This window comes from Amycolatopsis sp. NPDC051071 (genome assembly GCF_040682875.1).
Taxonomy (GTDB): Bacteria; Actinomycetota; Actinomycetes; order Mycobacteriales; family Pseudonocardiaceae; genus Amycolatopsis.
In genome coordinates this window covers 1-24,260 of the sequence record NZ_JBFBBY010000088.1, presented here as the reverse complement: position 1 = coordinate 24,260, position 24,260 = coordinate 1, and the positions used below count along the sequence as shown (strand labels likewise).

Here is a 24,260-nt window from a genome sequence, read left to right as displayed (position 1 = left end):
GAAGGGGGCCTTCATGTACTTGCCGGGTTACGCGGGACCATTCAGGACGTAGGTCTTGCCGCGTAGGCACCCTCCGCAGCGGTACCTGTACCCGCTGTGCGGAACATCCCAAGCGTTACCTCCCCGTTTCCCAGGCCCGTTGACGACTGTGGTTCGGCTCACTACAGTCCCCGGAAACCGTCTGTAAAGTTTCCTAACGAAGTCGAGGGCGATTCCACGTGCGAGCCGGCAGTCCGCGAATGCTGCGCGAGATCAACGATCGCGCGGCCATCGAGGTCCTCCTGCGGGAGGGTCCGATGACGCGCTCCGAGCTCGAAGTCGCGATCGGTCTCTCGAAGCCTGCCACCGCGCAGCTGCTCACCCGCCTCGAACAGGACGACGTCGTCAGCAAGGCGGGCGTCCGCGGCGGGGGACGCGGGCCGCGGGCGCAGCTGTGGGCGGTCAACGGCGGTCTCGCCTACGTCGCGGCCGTGGATCTCACGCCCCATATCGCGGACTTCGTCGTCGCCGACGTCACGGGCGCGGTGCTCGCGGAGTACCAGGTCCCGCTGCCCGTCCACAAGGGCGCGGACGTCGTCGGCACCTTCGGCACGGCGCTCACCCACGTGGCGGGCGAAGCCGGTTTCGCCGCCACTGACCTCCGTCACGTCGTCATCGGCGCGCAGGGTGCCTTCGACCCGCGCACCGGCCTGCTTTCCTCGGCGCCGCACATCCCCGGCTGGCTCGGCTTCGACGTGCCGACCAGGCTCAGCCAGGAACTCGGTGTCGAAGTCACCATCGAGAACGACGTCAACCTCGTCGCGATCGTGGAAATGACCGTCGGCCAGGCGGTCGGCCTCCACGACTTCGTGATGATCTGGCTCAGCGACGGCGTCGGCGGCGCGGTGGTGGTCGGGCGGCGCTTGCTGCGTGGCGCGACCGGCGGCGGTGGCGAGATCGACTGGATGCGCGTCCCCGACCCGGCTTCCCTTGCCACGCCGAACAAAAAGCCTCGCGAGGGGGACCGTTTCGGTGACCTCGTCGCGTCGCCCGCCGTCGTCGGGCTGGCCGCCGCGTACGGCATCGAGGCCGAGACCGGCGCGGACGCCGTCACCAAGGCCCGCGGAACCGGCGCCGAAGACTTCCTCGACGACCTCGCCCGCCGCGTCGCGGGCGGAGCGGCCAACCTGATCGCCGTCGTCGATCCCGAACTCGTCCTGCTTTCAGGTGACACCAGCCGCGCCGGTGGCGACGAATTCGCCGCACTGGTCGCGCGAAGGCTCCACGAACTGGTCCTGCCGCGCACGCCGGTCGGTGTCGCTTCGGTACAGGGCAACGCGGTGCGCGCGGGCGCCCTTCAATCCGCCCTCGCCACCGTCCGCAGGGACGTCTTCGGCGTCAACACCCCCTCGCTCCTCGGGCCTCGCCGGTCCGGGGCGGGAGAGCCCCATCCGATCGTGGCTATCCCGGATTCACGAACAGAACCACCGTCTCCCGCCCCAACCAACTAGGAGGAGGGTCATGAGTTCCACGACCCAGGTTTCCAGAAGTGGCCGCCGTTGGCGCGGCTCGATGGTGCTCGGCGCGGTCAGCGTCGCGGCACTGCTGTCCGCTTGTTCGGGCGCCGCGAGCGGCCCGGCAGGCGGGGCGGGTGACGCGGCGGCCGCACCCGCCGCGGACGCGAAGCTCACGCTGACCGTCTACAGCAAGTTCACCGATCGCGAGTACAACGTGGTCACCGCCGGGCTCAACAAGCTCAAGGCGAAGTTCCCGAACATCGAGATCAAGCACGAAGGCCAGCAGGACGACGACAAGATCACCCAGTCCATCCGCGGTGGCAACCCGCCGGACGTGGCGATCTCGTTCTTCACCGACAACCTCGGCGCGTGGTGTTCCACGGGCAGTTTCCAGGATCTCAAGCCCTACATCGAACGCGACAAGGTCGATCTGACGCAGATCCCCGACGCGGTCCGCAGTTACACCGAGTACCAGGGCAAGCGGTGCGCCATGCCGATGCTCGCCGACGTCTACGGCTTCTATTACAACAAGGACATGTTCGCGGCGAAGGGCGTCACCTCGCCGCCGAAGACGACCGCGGAACTGTTCGAGGCCACCAAGAAGCTGACCGAGTTCAACCCGGACGGCTCGATCAAGGTCGCCGGGTTCATGCCGTCGATGCCGTTCTACGCCAACTTCGCGCAGTACTGGGCTCCGAACTTCGGCGCCTCCTACCTCGGCCCGGACGGCCAGTCGCATCTCGCCGACAGCCCCGAGTGGAAGGCGATGTTCGACTTCCAGAAGCAGCTCGTCGACTTCTATGGCGGCCACGCCAAGGTCGAGCAGTTCAAGGCCGGTCTCGGCGAGGAGTACTCGGCGGACCACGGTTTCCAGCGCGGCAAGCTCGCGATGATGATCGACGGCGAATACCGGACCGCGTTCATCAAGGACCAGACGCCGGACCTGAAGTTCGGCACCGCGGCCCCGCCGGTGCTCGACAGCAAGCCCGACCGCTACGGCGGCGCGTTCACCACGGGCACGATCATCGCGATCCCCAAGGGTGCCAAGAACCCCGGCGCGGCTTGGGAACTGATCAAGCAGGTCACCCTCGACACCGCGACCCTGGTCGATCTGTCGAACGGGCTCAAGAACGTGCCGAGCACCAAGGCCGCGCTGACCGACCCGAAGCTCGAGGTGAACCCCGAGTTCAAGACGTTCCTCGATCTGTACAACGGCGGGAAGCTGCTGCCGAACCCGTCGACCCCGATCGGCGACGCACACCTCAAGGCCGTCAACGACTTCGCCGAGAAGTGGCAGGCGGGCAACATTCCCGACATGGCCGCGGGTCTGAAACAGGTCGACGCTCAGATCAACGACGAGCTGGCCCAGAAACGCGCCGGCGGCTGATCGCATGACATCGACCCTGGATTCCAGGGCGGCCGGTTCCCCTTCCGCGTCCAGCCGGACGCGGAAGGGGAACGCAGCGCGCCGCCGTCGCACGATCTTCTACTTCATCGCACCGGCGATGCTCGGGTTCCTGATCTTCTTCGGCTACCCGCTGATCGCCACGGTGTACTACTCGTTCACCCGCTACGACCTGATCAACCCGCCCGAATTCATCGGCTTCGACAACTACATCCGGATGTTCACCAGTGAGCCGCTGGTCGGCACCGCCGCGTACAACACGCTGTGGCTGGTGATCGTCCTGACGTTCTGCCGGGTGGTGTTCGCCCTCGGCACGGCGTCGATCATCTCCCGGCTCAAGTCGGGCGTCGGCCTGGTGCGGACGCTCTGCTACCTGCCTTCGCTGGCCCCGCCCGCCGCGGCGACCCTGGCGTTCGTGTTCTTGTTCAACCCGGAATACGGCCCGGTCAACGCGTTCCTGCGGTCGGTCGGCGTCGACGGCGGCCTGTGGTTCAACGACCCGGGCATGTCGAAACCCGCGCTGACCCTGCTGGTGATGTGGGGTTCGGGTGAGCTGATGATCATCATCCTGGCGGCACTGCTCGACGTGCCGCAGGAACAGTACGAGGCCGCCCAGCTCGACGGCGCCGGTCCGGTCCGCCGGTTCTGGCATGTCACGCTCCCGTCGATCTCGCCGGTGCTGCTGTTCGGCGTCGTCAACTCGATGATCTTCGCGTTGCAGTTCTTCACACAGGCGATCGTCGCGGGTTCGGCGGCCGCGGGCGCGGCCGACGTCGCCGGCAACACGAGATTCATCGGTGCGCCACAGAACTCGACGCTGACCTATCCGGTCTGGTTGTACGTCCAGGGTTTCCGGTACTTCAACATGGGTTACGCGGCGGCGATGGCGGTTCTGCTGTTCATCGTTTCGGCCGGGTTCACCTGGATTCTGGTCCGGCAGCTGCGTAAGTCCCAGCACCAGGAGGAAGGCGGATGATCACGCTTTCGGAGACCCGCAGGCGGGAACCGGTGACCGAACCGCCGAGAGTGCGGGTGCGGCGCCAGTGGGACAAAAAGCTGTATTGGATCGCCACGCACAGCCTGGGGATCGCGATGGGGGTGATCTTCATGCTGCCCATCGTGTTCGTGTTCCTCACCGCGGTGATGTCCAGCGAACAGGCGCTTTCGTCGAACTTCTGGCCGAAGGAATGGCACTTCGAGAACTTCATCGAGGTGTTCGAAAAGGCGCCGCTGTTGCAGTACTTCGGCAACAGCATGCTCTATTCGACGCTGGCAACACTTGGGGCGCTCATTTCGGCGATCCCGGCGGCATACGCGCTTTCGAAGCTGAGGTTCCGCGGGCAGAACCTGTTCTTCATGCTCACCGTGGCCGCGATGATGCTGCCCCCGCAGGTCACCGTCGTGCCGCTGTACGACCTGTGGGTGCGGCTCGGGTTCACCGGGACGCTGGTTCCGCTGATCGTGCCGTACTTCTTCTTCGACGCGTTCTCGATCTTCCTGCTGCGGCAGTTCTTCCTCACCATTCCGAAGGACTACCTCGAAGCGGCGAAGATCGACGGCTGCAACGAGTTCCAGGCGATGATCAAGGTGCTGATCCCGATGGCGAAACCGGGGATCGCGGCGACCGCGATGTTCTGTTTCCTGTTCACCTGGAACGACTATTTCGGTCCGCTGCTCTATACCGGGGAGACCCGGGACAGCTGGCCGCTTTCGCTGGCCATCGCGTCGTTCCGCGGAATGCATCACGTCGAGTGGAACCTCACCATGGCGGCCACCGCGCTGATCATGCTGCCGGTGATCGTGCTGTTCGTGTTCGCACAGAAGTCCTTCGTCAAGGGCGTCACATTCACAGGGGTCAAGGGATGAAACTGGCAGTCGTCGGTGGTGGGTCCACGTACACGCCCGAACTGATCGACGGGATCGCCGGACGGCGGTCCACTTTGGACGTCGACGAGATCGTGCTGATCGATCCGGACGCCTACCGGGTGGAGGCGGTCGGTGACTTCAGCAACCGGTTGCTGAACCACGCCGGGCATCCGGCGCGGGTCCGCACCACCGCCAACCTCGAAGAGGGCGTCGAGGGCGCGTCGGCGGTGCTGATCCAGTTGCGGGTCGGCGGGCAGCGCGCGCGGCGCGGAGACGAGACGTTCCCGCACGCCTGTGGTTGTGTCGGGCAGGAAACGACGGGCGCGGGCGGCCTCGCGAAGGCACTGCGCACCGTGCCGGTGGTGCTTGACATCGCCGACAGGGTCCGGAAAGTCGCCGGGGACGACACCTGGATCGTCAACTTCACCAACCCGGTCGGCATCGTCACTCGCGCGCTGCTGAACGAGGGGCACCGCGCCGTCGGGCTGTGCAACGTCGCGATCCACCTCCAGCGCACGTTCGCGCACCTGCTCGGCGAAGGCATCGACGACGTCAAACTCGTGCACACCGGGCTCAATCACCTGAGCTGGGAACGAAAGGTATTCGTCAACGGCGAGGACCGGCTGCCGGAACTGCTGGCGGAGCACGCGGAATTCCTCGGCGAGCATGTCACCGCGCCGGTCGAATGGATGCGGCGGATGAACGTCGTGCCCTCGTATTACCTGAAGTACTACTACGGGCACGACGAGCAGGTTGTGAAGCAGCGCACCGAGCGGCCGCGTGCGGACGTCGTCAGCGACGTCGAAGAGGAACTGCTCAAGGTGTACCTCGACCCGGAGGTAGTGACCAAACCGGAGCAGCTGGAAAAGCGAGGCGGTGCTTACTATTCCGAGGCCGCGGTGCAGCTCGTGCACGCGCTCACCTCGGGTGGTCCGGCGGAGGAGCACGTCGTGAATGTCCGCAACGAAGGCACTTTCGACTTCCTGCCGGACGACGCCGTCATCGAGGTTCCGTCCCTTGTGGACGGTAAGGGTCCTCGCCCGATCCCGCAGGCGCCGGTGGAGCAGCGGTTCGCCGGGCTCATCGCCGGGGTGACCGCGTACGAGCATTTGGCGCTGGAGGCGGCGATCAAGGGTGGTCGCGACCGGGTGGCCGACGCGCTGCTCGCGCATCCGCTGATCGGCCAGTACACCAAGGCCGATCAGCTCGCGGATACGCTGGTGCGGATCAATCGCCAGTTCCTGCCGTGGGCGGGGGCATGACGGCCGGCTCACGGGACGTCGTCGTCGCGATCGACGGCGGCAACAGCAAAACCGACGTCCTGATCGTCTCACTGGACGGCCGGGTGCTCGGGCAGTCGCGTGGTCCGGGTGCGTCCCCGCAGAACATCGGGGTCGACGCCAGCGTCCGCGCATTGGAGGACCTGGTACTGGAAGCCCTTCGCGGAGCAGGGATTCCCGATGAACGTCCGTTCGCGACACATACGTCGGCCTACCTCGCGGGGCTGGATTTCCCGCAAGAGGAAGAAATCCTGCATGCGGCGCTGGCCGCACGCGGCTGGAGTGACACGCTGACCGTCGGCAACGACACGCTCGCGCTGCTGCGGGCAGGCAGTTCCGACGGCAACGGCGTGGCGGTGGTGTGCGGCGCCGGGATCAACGGCGCGGGTGTCAGCGCCGACGGCCGCGAGCATCGGTTTCCGGCGCTGGGCAAGATCTCCGGCGACTGGGGCGGCGGCTACCGGCTCGGCGAGGAGGCGTTGTGGTGGGCAGTCCGCGCCGAGGACGGCCGGGGCCCGAGCACGGCTTTGCAGGCCGCCGTCGCCACGCATTTCGAGGCGTCTTCGGTACTGGAAGTGGTGCAGCGCCTGCACTTCGAGGACCTGCACTCCGATTCGATCCACGGACTGTGCCCGCTGCTGTTCGCCGTCGCGGCCGGCGGTGACGAGGTGGCGCAGGACGTCGTCACCCGCTTCGTCGAGGAGGTGGCCGTGCTGGTCGCGGTCATCCTGCGGCGGCTCGAACTGACCGAGGAGGCGCCCGAAGTCATCCTCGGCGGGGGAGTGCTGACCGGCGTCGGCACGCAGGTGATCGCGGAAATCGAGCGCCGGTGCCTGAAGGTGGCTCCGCGTGCTTCGGTCCAGGTGGTCGACGTCGCCCCCGTCGTCGGCGCCGCTTTGTTCGCACTGGACACGATCGGCGCGCCCGTTACCGCCAAGGCCGCACTGAAGGCTGCCACCAAGCGGGTCTGAAGGAAGTAGCGCGTGTCAGGAAAGGGTCTTTCAGGACAATTTTTGTCCTGAAAGACCCTTTCCTGACACTTCGGGTCCCGGGAGCGTCAGGAAGCGGCCGGGGCCAGCGGCGCGTCGGTCTCCAGCAGCGACTTGAGGTCCGAGAGGATCCAGCTCCAGCCACCACCGGCGTTCTCGCCCGGTCCGGCGTTGGTGTCCTCCTGCGAGCCGTTGACCAGCGCGGCCGTCGTCGGCGCGTCGGTGACGTCGTGGGTGACGGTCAGCCGGGTGCCCGCGGCCTTCGTCTCTTCGATCTCGTAGGTGAGCTTGGTGTACGGCTCCTTGTCGAAGGACGGGTCCATCAGCAGCTTCCAGGTGATGACCAGCTTGCGCGGAGGATCGACTTCGAGCACTTCGCCGTCGACGAGGTCGTTGGTGAATCCGGCTTGGACGTAGTCCGGCGTGGGGTGGGTGGCGTGCTTGCCACCCGGCTTCAGATCGTAGTCGACGAGGCCGCTGTAGCCATACTTCTGGGTCCACTCGGGCTTCGTGATGGCGTCCCAGATCTTCTCCGGGGTCGCCTTGATGTAGACGCGGTAGACCTGGGTGGTGGCGACCTTGGTTTCGGTCATGACGGTGGCTCCTCGGTTTCGAGTTCGGCTTTGAGGTCGAGCAACGCGGTCACGTTGTGCTCGGTGAATTTGTCTATCCACCGGTCGTGGATCTGCCGGATCGGAACCGGGTTGAGGAAATGCAGCTTCTCCCGGCCCTCCTTGCGCGTGACGACAAGTCCGGCTTCTTCCAGCAGTTTCAAATGCTTCATCACGCCGAACCGGCTCATGTCCACTTCGGACTCGAGTTCGGTCAGCGTGCGGCCGTCACGCGCGAACAACTGGTCGAGCAGGAACCGGCGGGTCGGATCGGCCAGCGCCTTGAAAACCAGGTCGTCGTCGGGCACGTCGAAAGCATAGGTGACCAAAAGGTCACATGTCAACCGGTGACTTCTACAGGAGGGCGCCCAGCGGCAGGATCAGCGCGATCGCGACCACGGAGATGACCGTCTCCATGATCGACCAGCTCTTCAGCGTCTGCCCGACCGAAAGCCCGAAGTACTCCTTGACCAGCCAGAACCCGGCGTCGTTGACGTGGGAGAAGAAGAGCGACCCGGCGCCGATCGCGAGCACCAGCAGTGCGCTGTGCGACGGGTCCATGGTCGCCGCGAGCGGCGCCACGATACCGGCGGCGGAGACGGTGGCGACCGTCGCGGAGCCGGTGGCGAGCCGGATCGCGACCGCGACCAGCCAGCCGAGCAGCAGTGGCGACAAGTTCGCGCCGGTGGCCAGGCCGGTGATGACGTTGCCGACCCCGGCGTCGACGAGGGTCTGCTTGAACCCGCCGCCCGCACCGACGATGAGCAGGATCCCGGCGATCGGCGGCAGCGAATCGGCCACGGTGGACGCCAACTTGTCGCGGGTGAAGCCCGCGGGGCGGCCGAGTGTGAGCATGCCGAGCAGGACGGCGGCGAGCAGCGCGACCAGCGGGTCGCCGATGAAGTCGAGCACGCGGCGGACGTGGTTTTCCTTGTCCAGCAGGATGTCCGCGAGTGCCTTGCCCATCATCAGCACCACCGGCAGCAGCACGGTGGACAGCGTCGCGAGGAACCCGGGACGGCGGCCGTCCTCGAAGGACGACTCCGGGACCAGCCGTTCCGGGGCCACGGCGTCCGGGACCATCTTCGCGGCCAGCCTGCCGAACAGCGGTCCGGCGATGATCACCGTCGGGATCGCGACGAGCAGGCCGAAGGCAAGGGTGAGGCCGATGTTCGCGTTCAGCGCGCCGGCCGCGGCGAGCGGGCCGGGGTGCGGCGGGACGAGGCCGTGCAGCACCGAGAGTCCGGCGAGTGCCGGGATTCCCAGCAGCATCAACGATTTCCCGGTCCGCTTCGCGACAAGCAGGATGACCGGGATCAGCATGACGAGGCCGATCTCGAAGAACATCGGCAGCCCGATCAGCACGGCGACCAGTGCCATCGCCCACGGCAGGGCGCGGTCGCCCGCGCGGCGCAGGATGGTGTCGACGATCTGATCCGCGCCGCCGGAGTCGGCGAGCAGTTTGCCGAGCATCGCGCCGAGCGCGATCAGCACGCCGACCGAGGCGACCGTCGAGCCGACGCCGGAGCTGAAGCTCTTGATCAGCTTGTCCACCGGCATCCCGCCGACGAGCCCGAGCACGCCGGAACCGAGGATCAGTGCCAGGAACGGATGCTGTTTCGCCTTGGTTATGAGGACGACGATCACGGCGATGGCGAGCACCGTCGCGCCGATGAGGCGCGTGTCGTGTCCGGTCCAGGCGGCGGCGAGGGTGGTGGTCATGCGCGATCCTTGAAGGCGGAGAGGCTGATGTTGACGATCTCGTCCGGTGTCTTCGCGATATCGGCGACGAGGCCGAATTCGTCCGGCTGCAACGGTTCGAGGTCGGCGAGCTGGGAGTCCAAAAGGGACACCGGCATGAAATGCCCGGAGCGGGTGGCCATCCGGCAGGCGAGCAGTGCGCGATCGCCGTGGAGGTGCAGGAACCAGACCTTCCCGCCACTGCGCAGGACGTCGCGGTAGCGGTACTTGAGCGCGGAGGACGTGACGACGCCGCCGGAATCCTGGTGCTCGCGAATCCAGTCGGCGATGGCTGCGAGCCACGGCTGCCGGTCTTCGTCGTTCAGCGGGTGGCCGGAGCTCATCTTGTCGATGTTGGCCTGCGGATGGAACGTGTCCGCTTCCGCGTAGTCGACACCGAGCCGCTCGGCCAAGGCCGTGCCCACGGTCGTCTTGCCCGAGCCGGAAACACCCATCACCACGATGACCGTCATCCGTACCTCCCACGTCGTTGTGCCGGGACGAGTACAACTCAAAAGTACTACTTATGCAATATGAAGTACTACTTAATCGAATCAGAGCGGTAAGGTCGGTAAGTGGGCAACGACAGGCATGCCGAAGTGCTCGACGCGCTCGGCTCCGCGATCGCGAACGGGGAACTCCCGCCGGGTTCGGTGCTGCGGTCCGAAGAGCTGCAGGAACGCTTCGGTGCGTCTCGCACGGTGGCGCGCGAGGTCGTGCGGGTGCTGGAGACGATGTGCCTGACCACCAGCAAGCGCCGTGTCGGGGTGACCGTGCGTGAACCGCGGGAGTGGAACCACTACGACCCGAGGCTGCTTCGCTGGCAGCTCGACGGGAGCGAACGGAAGACCGCGCTGCGCACGCTGACCGAGTTGCGCTCCGCCGTCGAGCCGAGCGCGGCCCGGTTCGCCGCGCTGCGGGCGACGCCGGAGGAAGGCGGCCGTCTCCGTGCGCTGGCGACGAGGCTGGAGGAGACGGCGCACCGGCGGGACCTTTCGACGTTCCTGGACCACGACATCGCTTTCCACGACCTGCTGCTCGCCGCGTCGCGGAATCCGATGTTCGGACAGCTTTCCGCAGTTGTCGCCGAAGTGCTCGCCGGGCGCACCGGGCACGGGCTGATGCCGGAGGAGCCGCAGCCCGAGGCCGTCGCCCTGCACGTCGAAGTCGCGGCGGCGGTCGACGCCGGGGACGCTGACCGGGCCGAACGCGCGATGCGCGACATCGTCATCCAGGCGCGGGACGAGATGGCCGTCCTCTTGGACGGATGATCTTCGAGTAATCTCTGCAGGTCATTCGAGGGACTGCAGGCAGGGGGCGACGGTGAGCGCGGCACGCGCGATCGGCTTGGTGTTGGGGGTGGCGGCGGACGGAGCGATCGGGGATCCCCGATCGCGGCGGCCGGTGGCGGCGTTCGCGCGGGCGGCCTCGGCGGTGGACGAGCAGGTCCGGTCGAAACACCCCGCGGTCGGCGTCCTGTGGACCGGCGGTCTCGCCGGTTCCGCCGTACTGGCGGGTGTCCTCGCCGAACACGCCGGGCGGCGCAGTCCCGTTCTGCAGGCAACCACGACCGCGGTGACCACCTGGGCCGTACTCGGCGCCGCCGGTCTCGCCGCACACGGCACGTCACTGGCGCGCGATCTCGAAGAAGGCGAACTCGAGACCGCGCGCGGCACACTGTCCACACTGGACCCACGAGTCGCCGACGACCTCGGCGTCATCGGGCTCTCACGTGCTTCGATCGAAACACTCGCCGAGAACACCGCGGACGTCGTCATCGCGCCGCTGATCTGGGGCGCGCTGGCCGGGGCGCCGGGCCTGCTGGGCTCGCGGGCGATCAGCCTCCTGCGCAGCATCGGCCGGGGGCGGCCCGAGCGCTACCGCTGGTTCGTCGCGCGGCTGGACGAGATCGTCCACCTCGTGCCCACGCGGGTCGCCGCCGGGCTGACCGTGCTCGCCGCCCCGGTCGTCGGCGGCTCGGCAGGCGGCGCGTGGCGCGCCTGGCGACGGGACACGACCGCCCACCCGAGCCCGAACGCCGGCCGCGTCGAGGCCGCGTTCGCCGGGGCGCTGGAGATCCGTGTCGGCGGGCGGACGGTGTACCCGCACGGCGTCGAGGAACTGCCGGTGCTCGGCATCGGCCGCAACCCCGACGCCGGGCACGTGACGCGAGCGGTGGAGCTTTCGCGAGTGGTCGGGTGGCTGGGCGCGATCAGCTCGGTGGTGCTGGCGGTGCTGGTGGGGTTTCGGCGGCGGGGTCGCTGACGGCTCTGACGGCTCTGACGGCGGGGGGAGCAAGGGACCTTTGCTATCGCCGGGGCCCTTGACCTGCGGAAAGAGAGCAAGAGGGCCGGAACGGGGTGCGTGAAGGCCTCATCCCAAGTACATGAAGGCCTCCTTCCTTGCGCTAGGCGCAAGGAAGGAGGCCTTCATGTACTTCAGGTGGGCGGCACAGCGACGGTGAGGCGTGGGTCCGGTCACCGTGTGGATTTCGGCGCGTTGGATGATCCACAATCCACACAGTCCCGCACGGCAATCCCTGTACCTCCGCAGCCGGAGGCGAAAAGACAGCAAGGGACCTTTGCTATCACGTGGGGGCTCCGACCTGCGAAAAGACAGCAAGGGACCTTTGCTATCGCTCCCGCCGGGCCGGCTGCGCCCGGGCAAGGGCGTCCCCCGGACCGTCGCTTGCCACCGGCGATCAGCTGGCCAAAGTCGTGTCCGGAGAGCCAGGCCTTCCGCTCGGCGTCATCGTGAGCGGCGTCCCACGGGAAATCAGCATGAGCGCGTATAAGCACGCGAAATGTACTCATAAAAAGGCCGGTTTCCCGTCGGATCAGGTAGCCACTTCGGAACGTTCGTCCTCGGCCAGCATCTGCGCGACGCTCTTGCGGCGCTGCGGCCGTTCCGTGGTCAGCGCGCCGCCCGGCTTCAGCTCGCGGATGGTGAAGTACAGCCAGCCCATCAATGCCATCGCGCCGAACGCGATCCACTGGAGCGCGTAGGAGAAGAACGGTCCCGCGTCGGTCTGCGGCAGCGGCAGCGCGCCCAGCACGCCGGGCTGCTCCACGTCGAGCTGGAAGTAGCCCGGCCGGATGTCCAGCTTCGCGGCGCGCGCGACGACCTGGGAATCGACGACGTAGCTCTGCAGCTGTCCGCCGGTCGACTCGTCGGCGAAGGCGTCGCGGTTCTTTCCGTCCTTCTCGTCGTGACGTGCCCGCGTGACGATGTCGACCGTCCCGGTAGGAGGCGCCGTGAAGGGGAGGACGCGCGACTTCGAGTCGAGGCGCACGTACCCGCGGTCCACCAGGACGACGGTGCCTTCAACGGTCCGGAAAGGCGTGAGTACCTCGAAGGCCGCTTCGCCCTGTACGGACCGCAGACGCGCTACGACCTCGCCCTCGGGCAGGTACGTGCCCTTCATCGCGACCAGATGCCATTCGGTGCGCTGATCAGGGACGGCGCCACCGGGGAGCAGCTCGTCCAGCGACCTCGGCTGCCCGGAGAAAGACTCCCGCAGCGCCGCGTTCTGGTGCACCCGTTCGGAGTCGCGGGAGAACTGCCACGGCGCCAGCAGGGTGAAGCAGCAGACGGCGAAGGTGAACACCACCAACGTCAACGCCAGCCATCCGGGCCGCAGCAGGAACTTCAACCGCACCCCACCACGGTAAGCGGTCGGCCTCAGGCGTGTGCGCGCACCCAGTCGAGCAGGCCCGGAACGGCTCGCTCGATCATGCCGAGGACGTCTTCGAAACCGTCATCTTCGCCGTAATACGGGTCCGGAACCTCGGCGCCTTCGGGTGCGGACGGATCGAACTCGCGCAGCAAGCGGACCTTCGACGGGTCCGGCGCCTGGCGACGGAGGAACGAGAGGTGGCTCTCGTCCGCGGCGAGCAGCAGGTCAGCGGCGAGATGTCCGCGGTCGACCTCGGCCGCGACGTGACCGGTGGGGTAGCCGTGTTCCGCCAGCTTCGCGCGGGCCCGTTTGTCGGCGGCCTCGCCGACGTGCCAGCCGCCGGTGCCCGCGCTGGACACCTCCACGACCTTGTCGAGCCCGGCCTCCTCGACCTTCGCACGGAAGACGAGCTCGGCCATCGGCGAGCGGCAGATATTGCCGGAACAGACGAAGACGATGTTCAGCACCTGATCAGTGTGAAGGCCGGGCGAGATCGACCGCTCACCGGCTCCGAACGGCTACCGGGCGCGCGAAGCTGGAAAGCCGGGGCGAAGCGGGAGTAGACCTCCTGGAGAGAAACACGCAGGAAGGTCGCGTATGAGCGCACCAACACCCACCGTCGAGTCCGCGGCAACCGGGCTCCGCTGGTATCGCATCACCGTCAAGCAGCCGCACCCCTACGAGCCGGGCCGGATCCTCTCGGAGCACCGTTTCGTCCAGGCGAGATCGCCGAAAGAGGCGATGACCAGGATGCCGTTGCACCTCCGGTCCCTCTCGTCCGTCGCGCCCTACCAGGTCGACCACGCCGAGGCCCCCGATCAGCCGAAGGCGTACCGGGCGATGCTCTGGACGGGCCGCGTGATGCGCGCCGCCGGCCGATGGGCGGTCAACAAGGACGCGAAGGCCCTCGAATGACCCCGGCGCCGGGGCGATAGCAAAGGTCCCTTGCTCTCTTTCCGCAGGTGACCCGGGCGCTGGGGCGATAGCAAAGGTCCCTTGCTCTCTTTTCGCAGGTCAGCGGGCCAAGTGATAGCAAAGGTCCCTTGCTCCCCCGGCGGTCAGGGTTGGGCGCAGGCCGACCGGACGGCTTCTCCGAGCGCGCCCGAGTGCAGCCGGTCCAGGTCGTGACGCGCGTCCACCAGCCGCACCGTGACCGCCAGCCGTACGTCGCACGGCGGCCGTGCCCGCGCGTCCGAGGTCGCCGCGAGTTCCGCGAGCAGGCCCGCGTTGAGCCGGTCGATCACCGGCCGGACCTCGGTCGCCAGGTCGGGACGTTCGGGCGGCCGCGAGCCGGGGTGCGCGGTCCAGCGCGCGTACAGCCCGCGCTGCACGATCTTGTTCGCCTCGATCTGGTCGCGGAAGAACCGCACCACGCCGTCCGCGTCGAGGCCGAGCCCGGGTGCCTTCGCCGCCACCGAGTCGAGGATCTGCTGTTCGCGCACCGGGTCGTCGATCGGCGACGGCGTGCCGAACTTCGCGGCCGCGACCTTGTCGGCGATTTCCACGCGTCGCGCGGCGAGATCGGTCAGCGTCCAGAAGCCCGAAGACGCCGAAGCGGGCGCGGGCAGTCCCACGAAAAGCAACACCACGGCGAAGATCGACACCCGAAGTCGCATGTCCGGGAACGCTACATGCGAAAATCCCCGGGTGCCCGCGCTAGCCGAAGTCATCGCCGCCCTGGAGCAGGCGTATCCGCCCGAACTCGCCGAATCCTGGGACGCCGTCGGACTGGTCTGCGGCGACCCGGCCGAGAACGTGGACAAGGTCCTGTTCTGCGTCGACCCGGTCGACGAGACCGTCGACGAAGCGATCTCCGGCGGCGCGCGGCTGATCGTCGCGCACCACCCGCTGCTGCTGCGCGGCGTGCACGGCGTCCCGGCCGACACCACCAAGGGCCGCCTCGTGCACCGCCTGATCCGCGCCGGCGTCGCCCTTTACTGCGCGCACACCAACGCCGATTCCGCGTCGCCCGGCGTTTCCGACGCGCTCGCCGAAGCCATCGGCCTGACCGTCCTCGGCCCGCTCGACCCGCGCGAGGACGGCGTCACCGGGATCGGCCGCATCGGCGAACTGGCCGAGCCCGAACCGTTCTCCGTTTTCGTCGAACGGGTCGCGAATGCCTTGCCGCGTACGGAACCCGGCGTCTACGGCGCGGGTGACCCGGACCGCCCGATCCGCCGCGTCGCGGTCTCCGGTGGCTCCGGCGACAGCTATCTCAAGCGTGCCACGGCCGCCGGAGTCGACGCGTACGTCACCGCCGATCTCCGGCATCATCCCGCCGGTGAACACCTCGCCGAGATCACGCGGGTCCCCGCGCTGGTCGGTGTCACGCACTGGGCGAGCGAATGGCCGTGGTGCGAGCAAGCCTCGGCCGTCGTCCGCGCCGCGTTTGCGGGTAACGTCGACGTTCACGTCTCCACGCGGTGCACCGACCCGTGGACGCTACGGGCCACCCGAACCGAGCACTAAGAATCACAAGGAGCACCGTGAAGGCCGACCCCGCCGTCCAGCGCCAGCTGCTCGAACTCGCGAAGGTGGACGCGGAACTCTCGCGTACCGCGCACCGCCGTCGCACCCTGCCCGAACTCGCCGAGATCGACGCCGGCGAGAAGCTGGCGCGCGAACGACGTGACGCGCTCGTCTCGGTCCAGACGTCGGCGTCCGACCTCGACCGCGAGGTCGCCCGCCAGGAGAAGGAGATCGAGTCGGTGCGCGCCCGCGGGGACCGCGACCGCAAGCTGCTCGAATCCGGTTCCGTCGCGGCGAAGCAGATGACCGACATCGAGCACGAGCTGAACAGCCTCAACCGGCGCCAGGCCGCACTCGAAGACGACCTGCTCGAACTGATGGAACGCCGTGAGGCACTCGAACTCGACGCCCAGCGCACCAGCGCCGAGGTGGCGAAGGCGGAGGGCGAGGTCGCCGAGGCGATCCGCCGCCGCGACGAGAACTTCACCGACCTCGACACCACGAAGGCACGCCGCGACGAAGACCGCGCCAAGCTCCTGCCTCGGTTCCCGGAAGACCTGATCAAACTCTACGAGCGGGTCCGGGCGCAGAAGGGCATCGGCGCGGCACTGCTGCGGTCCCGCCGTTGCGGTGCCTGCCAGCTCGACATCGACCGCCGCGAGATCGGCGAGATCAAGGCCGCCCCCGAGGACAACGTCATCCAGTGCGAGAACTGCGACGCCATCCTGGTGCGCACACTGGAGTCCGGCCTGTGACGGAGCACGTGCTCATCGAGGCCGACGGCGGTTCACGGGGCAACCCGGGGCCCGCCGGATACGGCGCGGTGGTCAAGGACGCGGCAACCGGCGAGGTGCTCGCCGAGCGCAAGGCCTACGTCGGCATCGCGACCAACAACGTCGCCGAGTACTCCGGCCTGATCGCCGGGCTCGCCGCGGCCGCCGAGCTCGGAGCGTCCACAGTGGACGTACGGATGGACTCGAAGCTCGTGGTGGAGCAGATGTCCGGGCGCTGGAAGGTCAAGCACCCGTCGATGCAGCCACTGAACGCCGAGGCGAAGGAACTGGCGAGCCGCTTTTCGCGCGTGCGTTACGAATGGATCCCGCGTGCGGAGAATTCGCACGCGGACGGCCTCGCGAACGAGGCGATGGACGCCGGGCGTGACGGCGGGAAGCTGCCCGAAGCGCCGAAGGCCGTGAAGCAGGACAGGATCAGCCCGGTCGGCTGGACCGGCGCCACCGAGACGCCGACCAAACTGCTGCTCGTCCGGCACGGCCAGACGGCGATGTCGGTCGAGAGGCGCTACTCGGGCCGCGGCGACGTTCCGCTCACCGAGCACGGCAAGCAGCAGGCGGCCGCCGCCGCGAAACGCCTCGGCGCGATGGAGGGCCTGGTCGTCGACGGCGAAGCCGTGCCGATCATCGCCTCACCGCTGATCCGCACCCAGCAGACCGCGCAGGCGATCGCGGACGCGCTCGGTGGCCGCGTCGAGACGCATCCCGGCCTGATCGAGACCGATTTCGGCGACTGGGAAGGCCTCACCTTCAAAGAGGCCATGGACCGCGATCCCGAGTTCCACACCGAGTGGCTCTCGGACACCTCCATCGCGGCGCCGGGTGGGGAGAGCTTCGACGGCGTGCACCGCCGGGTCCGCAAGGCCCGCGACGAGCTGATCGCGCGGTACGGCGGTCGGACGCTCGTGCTGGTCAGCCATGTCACGCCGATCAAGGCGCTGCTCCGGATGGGCCTCGACGCCGGGCCGTCGCTGCTGTTCCGCCTGCATCTGGACCTGGCTTCGCTGTCGATCGTCGAGTTCTACCCGGACGGCAACGCGTCGGTGCGTTTGGTGAACGACATCTCGCATCTTTCCTGACGCGGTGAATGTGGCGCGGATCACGCCTGGATATGACGTGTCGTGGGTGGCCGATGGGGTATTGGCTACAGTTTCGGCGACGGGCACGTGAGCGAAAAGGCGAAGACGGGGACATGACGGCGAGCGCACTCAGCGAAGCTTCCGAAAAAGACGTGCCCGACCCGGCGGAGACGCCGGGCCGTCGTGGCCTGGCCGCCCGGATCGCCCCGTACCTGGCGGTACTCGCCGGGGTGGCGGCCATCGCCTGGCACTCCACGCTCTACGGCCACTGGATCGTCGACGACGCGGCCATCACCTTCTCCTACGCGCGCAGCTTCGCCGACGGCATCGGCCCGGTGCTGCAGCCGGGGCAGCCGTCGGTCGAGGGCTGGTCGAACTCGACCTGGCTGGTGCTGCTGGCGGTCGGCAAGCTCGTCGGGGTCTTCGACAGCGGCATGCTGTTCGGCCTCCCCGACTACGTCCTGTTCCCGAAACTGCTCGGGTTCCTGTTCACCGCCGGGACGCTGGCCGCGTGCCACGTCGCGGCGAAGCAGGTCTTCAAGCGCTTCGCCTGGCTGGCGACGCTGGTCGTCGGGCTGACCCTGGCCGCGATCCCGTCCTTCGTCATCTGGACCGTCTCCGGTCTGGAGAACTCGCTGTTCGGGATGGCGGTCGCGTGGCTCGCCGTGCTGCTGTTCGTGGCCGTGCGCAAGGACGCCGTGCTCACCGCGAAGATCGCAGTCTGGTCCGGGGTGCTGGTCGCGTTCGCCGCGCTGACCCGCCCCGAAGGCCTGATCTATGGTGCCGCGTACCCGCTGGTCGTGCTGTTCCAGCTGCGTAAACCGCTGCTGGGGCGGAGCGTCAAGTTCATCGTGGTGTCCGTGGTCGCGTTCGCGATCCCGTTCGGTGCGTACCTCGCCTGGCGGATCGCGGAGTTCGGCAGGCTGCTGGCGAACCCGTCCATCGCGAAGGGGCAGGGCCTGCCCGGCCTTTCGGCGCTGAAACAACCGTTCGAACTGGTCGGCTACGCCGGTGTCGCCGGGACGATCCTGCTGGCGCTGACCATTGGTTACGCGCTGATCCGCGCGGACTGGCGGCGCAGCCTGGTCGCGCTGATGACGCCGCTGGCGCTGGGGATCATCGCCTACGGCGTGATGGTGCCGGACTGGATGGGCCAGCACCGGTTCGCCACCCCGATCTGGATCCTCGCCGCGCTGGCAGGCACGCTCGCCGCCGGCGAACTGCTGCGTCGCTCGCGTGCCGTGCTGCGGACCGTCGTGGTGCTCGTGCTGGTGGCGGCCGCGATCCCGTCCGGGATGGGGTTCGCGTCGTCGTCGGAGAGGTTCCAGGAGATCCCGACGGTGCCCGCGTGCCTCATCGCCGACCGCTTCGGCCGCGGTTTCAACACCATCGCCGACATCCTCGGCCTTCAGCAGGCGTCGCTCCTGCTGCCTGACCTCGGCGGCTCGTCGATGACCAGCCGGCTGCATCTGGTCGACATGGCCGGGCTGGTCGAGTCCGACGTCGCGGACTTCGTCAAAAAGGGCGATATGCCAGGGCTGCGCGACTACGTGTTCGACAAGGTCAAGCCGACTTTCATCCATTCGTGGGGACCGTGGGCCGCGGGCAACGGCATCACCGTCGACCCGCGGATCGACCGCGACTACGAGCCGATCTTCGTCTACCCGGGCGGTGGCCTGCGCAACGGCGACTTCGTGCGCAAGGACGCCGTCACCAGCCCGGAGAAGTTGAAGGCCGCGCAGGACTACGCCGCGAAGACCCTGCCGGACGTCGAGAAGGCGCGCTTCGGCGGGCCGCTCAAGGACTGCGGTCCCACCATGCAGCCTGGCCAGACCGTCTACCTGCCGTAACCCTGCCCCGCGTTTAGTCCTCTAGTTGCGGTCCTTGCACGCGCAAGTACCGCAACTAGAGGACTACTTGCGTCCAGGAACCAGAGGACTACTTGCGTGCGGGGGAGCGAGGGTCAGGGGGTGGAGGTGGCGAGGGGTTCCGGGGTGGCGGCACCTCGCTCCAGGTCCGCCTCCTTCGCCCGGATCACCGGCAGGACGTGCTTGCCGAAGTGCTCGACGTCCTCCAGGTAGTGCAGGAACCCGAGCAGCAGCAGGTTCGCCCCGCGCTTCTTGTACTCGATGGCCCGGTCCGCGATCTGCTCCGGCGTGCCGATCAGCCCGGTGCGGAAGCCGTCGTTGTACTGCACCAGATCCTTGAACTCCGAGTCGGCCCACATCCCCTTTTTGTCCGTAGTGGAGCTTCCCGCCTGCTTGACGGCGTTGCGGAATCCCTCGACGGCTTCGGTGTTCGCCTTTTCGACGATCTCCCGCAACACCGCCTTCGCCTCGCTTTCGGTCTCCCGCGCGATCAGGAAACCGTTGAGCCCGAAGCGGACGGCGTGGTCGTTCTCGGCCGCGTAGCCGCGGACTTCCGCGACCTGCTCGCTGAACCCGTCGAAGTCCTTGCCGTTGCTGAAGTACCAGTCGGAGACCCGGCCCGCGAGCTTCCGCGCGGCGGTGGAGTTGCCGCCCTGGAAGACCTCAGGATGCGGCCGTCCGACCGGTTTGGGCTTGATGTCGAAATCGTGAATCCGGTAGAAATCGCCGCTGAATTCGGCGTGGTCGCTCGTCCAGAGTTCTTTCAGTACGCGGATGAACTCTTCCGAACGACGGTACCTTTCATCGTGTTCGAGCCAGGCTTCACCCAGATTGGTGAATTCGTCCTTAAACCAGCCGCTGACCACGTTGACCGCGGCACGCCCGCCGGAGATCACGTCCGCGCTGGCGATGAACTTCGCGAGCACGCCGGGATGCCAGAGCCCTGGGTGGATCGCCGCGATCACCTTCAGCCGCTGCGTCGCGAGCAGCAGCGCGAGGCTGAATCCAGTCGATTCGTGCTGGTAGGAGGCACCATAGCTGGCCGTGTAGCGGACCTGGCTGAGCGCGTACTCGAACCCGCTGTTCTCCGCGAGGACGGCCAGTTCCCGGTTGTACTCGTATCCCCAGTCGGTGCGCTGCTCGATGTCGCTGGTGACCAGCCCGCCGCTCACATTGGGGACCCAATAGGCGAATTTGAGTGGTTCGGATTCGATTCCCGGCATGCCGCGGAGTGAACCGCCGCCCCACCGAATCCGTCAATCGACGTCCACGCGCTGGGAACGGCCGAGCGCGGAACTCAATTCGGTACGCCCGGTGATCCCGAGTTTGCGGTAGGTCCCGGACAAATGCAGTTCGACGGTGCGGCGGGTCAGGTGCAGCGCCTCGGCGATCTCCCGGTTGGTGAGACCTTGTGACGCCATCACCGCGACGCGGTACTCCTGTTCGGTGAGCCCGTGCTCGTTGTCTTTCGCCGTCACCGCGCTCGCCCGCGCGTCCCGCAGTCGCAGGGTGGCGATCGCCTTCTCGCCCTGCCCGTGCCGGGCCCGCAACGCGCCGAGTTCGGTCGGCGCCTCGGCCAGCGCCAGTTTCGCGGTCGACGCGCCCGAGTGCCAGCGCGGTACGGGGGGCGTGCGCGCGCCAGGGGGCGAAGCCGGGGAAACGCATGCCGTGATCGATCAGTCTTGCCGCGCACAGCATGGCCACCGGGCAAAGGTCGGTGGCGCCGCGTTCGGCGAACTGCCGCACCAGGGATTCGTAGTGGACGCTCGCCCGCACCAGGTCGCCACCCGCCTGCAGAGCGATCCCGCGGGCGAGGGTGCCTTTCGGGACGTGGAAGTCCCACGGCAGGCGTTTGGTGTCGAGAACCTGGCAGAGCCGGTCGGTGGGGGCGGCTTCGTCGGCGAGCACGGCCGTCGCGAGTGTGAAGAAATACGGCTGCTCGAACAATTCCGGCTGCTCGCCGGACAACGCCTCCCCGAAATGGCGGACCGCGTTCGCCGACGACTTCCCGCTCCGGACGGTATCGAGTGCGAGCAGTCCCGAACGGCTCTGCTGTGCCGCCGGGTCGTTCAGCTGCGCTCATTGCGGCAGTGGGAGTAATCGCTGGTCAGAGCCACCGTCCAGGCAGTCGTCGAGAGGAGCGGGAGGCACGATGTCCGTATCCGACGTGACGCGCCGGTACCGGCCGCCTGCCCGGTGCGACGACATCAGGGCCGCGACGACGCACGCCAGCAGTACCACGATCAGGTTGGCCGTGATCATCGACAGCCGCCCGCAGCGCCGTACGAGAAAGGCGCCGGGCCGCCGCGTGGCCCCGCCGCCGGGGGACAGGTAGCGCGGATCGGCCTTCGCCAGCGCGTCCTCCACCGACGTGAACTCCGCGACCTGGCGGCCGCAGCGCTCGCAGCCCTTCAAGTGTTTTTCGAAGGCGTATGCCTCGGCTTGATCGAGCACACCGAGCACATAGGCCGCGACATCGCTGTGTTTCACCTTTCGCTTCCTCATCGCGAACCCAGCTCTCCTAACGACCGTCGCAATGTCTTCATAGCCGCGTACAGCCGTGATTTGACCGTTCCCTCCGGGATTCCCAATATCACCGCCGCCTCCCGGACCGTATGTCCGGTCAGATACGTCTCGTAGATGACGGCCTGGTATTTGCCGTCCAGATATCGTAGCGCTTCGGAAATGACGAGTGCGGACAGTGACTGATTCGTCCTGTCCGCTGTTTCGGCTTTTTCGGAACTGCCCGGCTCCACCTCCTGAGGCCGCGCGCACCGGTTTCGCCAGCCGTCGATCACGATCCGGCGGGCCACCGTGATCAGCCAGCAGCGCAGCATTCCCGGTTCCCGGTTCAGTGTGTCCGAATGCTGCCAGGCGCGGATCAACGTCTCCTGCACCACATCTTCCGTCCATTGTCGGTCATGGCCGGTCAGCTGCATGACCTGATTGAACAGTGGATCTCGGAAATCCTTGTATAGCAACGAAATAAGCTTGTCGGAAGGATCACCGGACAGTTCGGTCGCCTGCCGATCGCGGCCGAACCGACATCCTCTGCCCACTGCTTCCATAACGTTCGCGACCTCCCCAGCGGTGGAGGATTCACAGGTTCGCTCACCGTAGCGCAGACTATCGCCGTAGGCTATGTGCAGTAGTGCTCCAATTACCATTAGTCGCCCGGTACGTATGGCGGCGATAAACGGTTCTAAACGTGTCGTGTGATGCACATCACACCGGATCGATCGGGCAGAGATCGAACCGGCCGCTCCGGTTCGCCATACCCCTGACGAGGCACTTTTCGAACGGGGACGGGTGAAATGATCTATCGACTGCTCGGGGTGGTGACCGCCTTCCTGGTGATATGGGTGGGAACGCCCGTCCATGCTCGTGGTGGTGCGGCAGGCAGGTTTGTGGGAAGGTCCGGTCAGCTGTCAGGCGGAACAACGCGGGAGTGCGCGACGAGTGCGCGAAGTCGGCCGAGGTCGCCATCATCGGCCGGTCCGAGAACCTGCTCGGCGAGGTCGTCGGCAAGCACATCGAGCAGAAGCTTTCGGCACTGCACCGATCGCGGGGTGTCCGGCTCGCGCTCGGCGCGTCCATCGACAGCTGGCAGACCACCGCCACCGGGCTGCGGCTGGATCCTCGACGTCTCCTGCGTCGTCGTGGCCGTCGGCACCGTGCCGTCGATCTCGTGGCTGCGTGGCGCCGAACTGCCGCTCGACGACGGCGTTGTCTGCGCGCCGACCTGTCACGTGCTGGGGATGAGCAACATCGTCGCGGCGGGCGATGTCGCCCAGTGGTCCAACCCGCGTTTCGACGAGACGCCCCGGCGGGTCGAGTACTGGCTCAACGCCGTCGAGATGGGCCGGGCCGCCGCGGAGAATCTCCTGGCCGGGTGGCAGGCGGCGCGGCCGTTCGCGCCGGTGCCGCGGTTCTGGTCCGCACAACACGGCATGCGGATCCAGGCGGGTGGCATCCCGAAGCTCGGTACCGACACCGTCGCGCTGGCTTCGCCCGTCGTCAGCCCGTCCGCCGTCCTGCATTGGACCAACGAGAGCGCGGAGCAGAACCCCGTCACCCAGCAAGGAGAAACGGAGACGCCCGATGCGCCGATCCCGGTTGACCATGCTCGTCGTCGTGGCCGCGATGTGGTGGCAGGCGGCTGACGAGAGGGACCAGACGGCACTGACGGCGGGGGCTCCGGTCACCGAAACCCTCCCCAGTCCGCGAGTCCCGCCTCCTTCGCGGCGCGGCCCGCCTTCGTCGTCGGAGGACGCTCCGCCCGGTACGCAGCTCACCGCCGTCCCGCGATCGTGGGGATCGTGAAACGTCCCGAAGGCGCCAAACAGGTGACCTTGGCGGGCTGGCCACTCTACAAATTCGCCAACGCCCGGCCCGGCGAAGGGACCGGCCAGGGCACCGACCACGCCTGGTTCGTCGTCAAACCCGACGGGCAGCGCAACCTGAACTGCCTGCCCGCGCCGGTGCAGTAGGATTCGCCGACGGACGAGTCGGCAGGGCGGCCGCGAGCCGGGAGACCGGTTCGAGGAAAGTCCGGACTCCACAGGGCAGGGTGGTTGTTAACGGCAACCCGGGGCGACCCGCGGGACAGTGCCACAGAAAACAGACCGCCTTCGCTCGCTTCGCGGGCGGAGGTAAGGGTGAAACGGTGGTGTAAGAGACCACCAGCGTCCTGGGTGACCAGGACGGCTAGGTAAACCCCACCCGGAGCAAGGTCAAGAGGGAGCCGCGAGGCTCCTGCGCAGGCGATCGAGGGCTGCCCGCCCGAGCCTGCGGGTAGGCCGCTCGAGCCCGTCGGCGACGGCGGGCCTAGATGGATGGCCGCCACTCGCGGAGCCGCAAGGCGAGGCGAGGACAGGATCCGGCTTACACGCCGGCTCGTCCGTACTTCTTCTGGTGTGAGTACATGAAGTACATGAAGGTCCCCTTCCTTGCGCTAGGCGCAAGGAAGGGGGCCTTCATGTACTTCTCG

At 67.5% G+C, this 24,260-nt stretch carries 26 protein-coding genes, 1 other RNA gene and 1 pseudogene; 16 read left to right on the top strand and 12 right to left on the bottom strand.

The genetic code is table 11. The features are described 5' to 3' along the window. Positions 1–239: 239 nt before the first annotated feature. The 6 genes from AB0M65_RS25680 to AB0M65_RS25655 are packed head-to-tail and all read left to right on the top strand — an operon-like array spanning position 240 to position 7,018. Positions 240–1,490, top strand: a complete 1,251-nt coding sequence (locus tag AB0M65_RS25680; RefSeq protein WP_364032409.1) for an ROK family transcriptional regulator — start codon at positions 240–242, stop codon at positions 1,488–1,490. Positions 1,491–1,500: 10 nt separating this feature from the next. Further along, on the top strand, positions 1,501–2,883 hold the full coding sequence (locus AB0M65_RS25675; RefSeq protein WP_364032388.1) for an ABC transporter substrate-binding protein: 1,383 nt from the start codon (positions 1,501–1,503) through the stop codon (positions 2,881–2,883). Between the two features lie 4 nt (positions 2,884–2,887). Beyond that, positions 2,888–3,877 (top strand): sugar ABC transporter permease, encoded by a 990-nt coding sequence (locus tag AB0M65_RS25670; RefSeq protein WP_364032385.1) that lies wholly within the window; start codon positions 2,888–2,890, stop codon positions 3,875–3,877. After that, entirely contained in the window at positions 3,874–4,767 is an 894-nt protein-coding gene (locus AB0M65_RS25665; protein WP_364032382.1) for a carbohydrate ABC transporter permease, read from the top strand. Before AB0M65_RS25670 ends, AB0M65_RS25665 begins: the two co-directional genes overlap by 4 nt. Next, on the top strand, positions 4,764–6,029 hold the full coding sequence (locus tag AB0M65_RS25660; protein ID WP_364032379.1) for a 6-phospho-beta-glucosidase: 1,266 nt from the start codon (positions 4,764–4,766) through the stop codon (positions 6,027–6,029). The genes AB0M65_RS25665 and AB0M65_RS25660 overlap by 4 nt, the downstream gene beginning before the upstream one ends. Continuing rightward, positions 6,014–7,018 (top strand): BadF/BadG/BcrA/BcrD ATPase family protein, encoded by a 1,005-nt coding sequence (locus AB0M65_RS25655; protein ID WP_364032376.1) that lies wholly within the window; start codon positions 6,014–6,016, stop codon positions 7,016–7,018. The genes AB0M65_RS25660 and AB0M65_RS25655 overlap by 16 nt, the downstream gene beginning before the upstream one ends. A gap of 86 nt (positions 7,019–7,104) precedes the next feature. Here the strand turns inward: AB0M65_RS25655 and AB0M65_RS25650 are convergent, their stop codons facing one another. Genes AB0M65_RS25650 through AB0M65_RS25635 form a run of 4 tightly spaced genes read right to left on the bottom strand, consistent with a single transcriptional unit; the run spans position 7,105 to position 9,860 of the window. Next, the gene (locus tag AB0M65_RS25650) at positions 7,105–7,629 is read right to left on the bottom strand and encodes an SRPBCC family protein (protein WP_364032373.1); all 525 of its coding nucleotides are present in this window, start codon (positions 7,627–7,629) and stop codon (positions 7,105–7,107) included. Continuing rightward, on the bottom strand, positions 7,626–7,955 hold the full coding sequence (locus tag AB0M65_RS25645; RefSeq protein WP_364032371.1) for a metalloregulator ArsR/SmtB family transcription factor: 330 nt from the start codon (positions 7,953–7,955) through the stop codon (positions 7,626–7,628). The genes AB0M65_RS25650 and AB0M65_RS25645 overlap by 4 nt, the downstream gene beginning before the upstream one ends. A 46-nt stretch (positions 7,956–8,001) precedes the next feature. Next, the gene (locus AB0M65_RS25640) at positions 8,002–9,369 is read right to left on the bottom strand and encodes a gluconate:H+ symporter (RefSeq protein ID WP_364032368.1); all 1,368 of its coding nucleotides are present in this window, start codon (positions 9,367–9,369) and stop codon (positions 8,002–8,004) included. After that, entirely contained in the window at positions 9,366–9,860 is a 495-nt protein-coding gene (locus AB0M65_RS25635) for a gluconokinase (RefSeq protein WP_364032365.1), read from the bottom strand. The genes AB0M65_RS25640 and AB0M65_RS25635 overlap by 4 nt, the downstream gene beginning before the upstream one ends. Before the next feature lie 102 nt (positions 9,861–9,962). On the opposite strand from AB0M65_RS25635, the gene AB0M65_RS25630 reads away from it, so the two are divergent. Both AB0M65_RS25630 and AB0M65_RS25625 read left to right on the top strand, forming a co-directional pair. Next, complete coding sequence (locus AB0M65_RS25630) at positions 9,963–10,658, top strand: FCD domain-containing protein (protein ID WP_364032362.1); 696 nt, start codon at positions 9,963–9,965, stop codon at positions 10,656–10,658. Positions 10,659–10,710: 52 nt separating this feature from the next. Next, a complete protein-coding gene (locus AB0M65_RS25625) occupies positions 10,711–11,652 on the top strand; it encodes a CobD/CbiB family cobalamin biosynthesis protein (RefSeq protein ID WP_364032359.1) in 942 nt (313 codons plus the stop codon). 571 nt (positions 11,653–12,223) lie between these two features. Here the strand turns inward: AB0M65_RS25625 and AB0M65_RS25620 are convergent. Beyond that, on the bottom strand, positions 12,224–13,045 hold the full coding sequence (locus AB0M65_RS25620; protein WP_364032356.1) for an SURF1 family cytochrome oxidase biogenesis protein: 822 nt from the start codon (positions 13,043–13,045) through the stop codon (positions 12,224–12,226). A 23-nt stretch (positions 13,046–13,068) separates the two neighbouring features. Further along, positions 13,069–13,530, bottom strand: a complete 462-nt coding sequence (locus AB0M65_RS25615; protein WP_364032353.1) for a low molecular weight protein-tyrosine-phosphatase — start codon at positions 13,528–13,530, stop codon at positions 13,069–13,071. 130 nt (positions 13,531–13,660) lie between these two features. On the opposite strand from AB0M65_RS25615, the gene AB0M65_RS25610 reads away from it, so the two are divergent. Further along, the gene (locus tag AB0M65_RS25610) at positions 13,661–13,978 is read left to right on the top strand and encodes a hypothetical protein (protein WP_364032350.1); all 318 of its coding nucleotides are present in this window, start codon (positions 13,661–13,663) and stop codon (positions 13,976–13,978) included. Positions 13,979–14,121: 143 nt separating this feature from the next. Here AB0M65_RS25610 and AB0M65_RS25605 read toward each other — a convergent pair whose 3' ends face one another. Continuing rightward, entirely contained in the window at positions 14,122–14,679 is a 558-nt protein-coding gene (locus tag AB0M65_RS25605; RefSeq protein WP_364032347.1) for a chorismate mutase, read from the bottom strand. A gap of 31 nt (positions 14,680–14,710) precedes the next feature. Between AB0M65_RS25605 and AB0M65_RS25600 the strand changes: the two genes are divergently transcribed. The 4 genes from AB0M65_RS25600 to AB0M65_RS25585 all read left to right on the top strand — a co-directional run bounded on the left by AB0M65_RS25600 (position 14,711) and on the right by AB0M65_RS25585 (position 19,252). After that, positions 14,711–15,532, top strand: coding sequence for a Nif3-like dinuclear metal center hexameric protein (locus AB0M65_RS25600; RefSeq protein ID WP_364032344.1), 822 nt, complete (start codon positions 14,711–14,713; stop codon positions 15,530–15,532). 17 nt (positions 15,533–15,549) lie between these two features. Continuing rightward, positions 15,550–16,287, top strand: coding sequence for a C4-type zinc ribbon domain-containing protein (locus tag AB0M65_RS25595; RefSeq protein WP_364032341.1), 738 nt, complete (start codon positions 15,550–15,552; stop codon positions 16,285–16,287). Beyond that, complete coding sequence (locus tag AB0M65_RS25590) at positions 16,284–17,402, top strand: bifunctional RNase H/acid phosphatase (RefSeq protein ID WP_364032338.1); 1,119 nt, start codon at positions 16,284–16,286, stop codon at positions 17,400–17,402. The genes AB0M65_RS25595 and AB0M65_RS25590 overlap by 4 nt, the downstream gene beginning before the upstream one ends. 113 nt (positions 17,403–17,515) lie before the next feature. Beyond that, the gene (locus tag AB0M65_RS25585; protein ID WP_364032335.1) at positions 17,516–19,252 is read left to right on the top strand and encodes a hypothetical protein; all 1,737 of its coding nucleotides are present in this window, start codon (positions 17,516–17,518) and stop codon (positions 19,250–19,252) included. A 113-nt stretch (positions 19,253–19,365) separates the two neighbouring features. Here AB0M65_RS25585 and sfnG read toward each other — a convergent pair whose 3' ends face one another. The 5 genes and pseudogenes from sfnG to AB0M65_RS25560 all read right to left on the bottom strand — a co-directional run bounded on the left by sfnG (position 19,366) and on the right by AB0M65_RS25560 (position 22,943). Continuing rightward, positions 19,366–20,493 (bottom strand): dimethylsulfone monooxygenase SfnG, encoded by a 1,128-nt coding sequence (gene sfnG / locus AB0M65_RS25580; RefSeq protein ID WP_364032332.1) that lies wholly within the window; start codon positions 20,491–20,493, stop codon positions 19,366–19,368. 33 nt (positions 20,494–20,526) lie between these two features. Next, a pseudogene (locus tag AB0M65_RS25575) lies at positions 20,527–21,343 on the bottom strand (LuxR C-terminal-related transcriptional regulator); the annotation flags it as partial. Positions 21,344–21,349: 6 nt separating this feature from the next. Beyond that, complete coding sequence (locus tag AB0M65_RS25570; protein WP_364032329.1) at positions 21,350–21,760, bottom strand: zf-HC2 domain-containing protein; 411 nt, start codon at positions 21,758–21,760, stop codon at positions 21,350–21,352. Positions 21,761–21,771: 11 nt separating this feature from the next. Next, on the bottom strand, positions 21,772–22,338 hold the full coding sequence (locus AB0M65_RS25565) for a sigma-70 family RNA polymerase sigma factor (RefSeq protein ID WP_364032326.1): 567 nt from the start codon (positions 22,336–22,338) through the stop codon (positions 21,772–21,774). A gap of 353 nt (positions 22,339–22,691) precedes the next feature. Then, positions 22,692–22,943, bottom strand: a complete 252-nt coding sequence (locus tag AB0M65_RS25560; protein WP_364032323.1) for a hypothetical protein — start codon at positions 22,941–22,943, stop codon at positions 22,692–22,694. Between AB0M65_RS25560 and AB0M65_RS25555 the strand changes: the two genes are divergently transcribed. From AB0M65_RS25555 to rnpB, 3 genes are all read left to right on the top strand, one after another. Further along, entirely contained in the window at positions 22,930–23,433 is a 504-nt protein-coding gene (locus tag AB0M65_RS25555) for a hypothetical protein (protein WP_364032320.1), read from the top strand. The two genes, AB0M65_RS25560 and AB0M65_RS25555, sit on opposite strands and share 14 nt — an antisense overlap. 156 nt (positions 23,434–23,589) lie before the next feature. Continuing rightward, positions 23,590–23,760 carry a hypothetical protein gene (locus AB0M65_RS25550; protein ID WP_364032317.1) on the top strand — a complete coding sequence of 57 codons (171 nt, stop codon included), beginning with the start codon at positions 23,590–23,592 and terminating at the stop codon, positions 23,758–23,760. Between the two features lie 14 nt (positions 23,761–23,774). Continuing rightward, an RNA gene (rnpB, locus tag AB0M65_RS25545) (RNase P RNA component class A) lies at positions 23,775–24,173 on the top strand. Positions 24,174–24,260 lie beyond the last annotated feature (87 nt).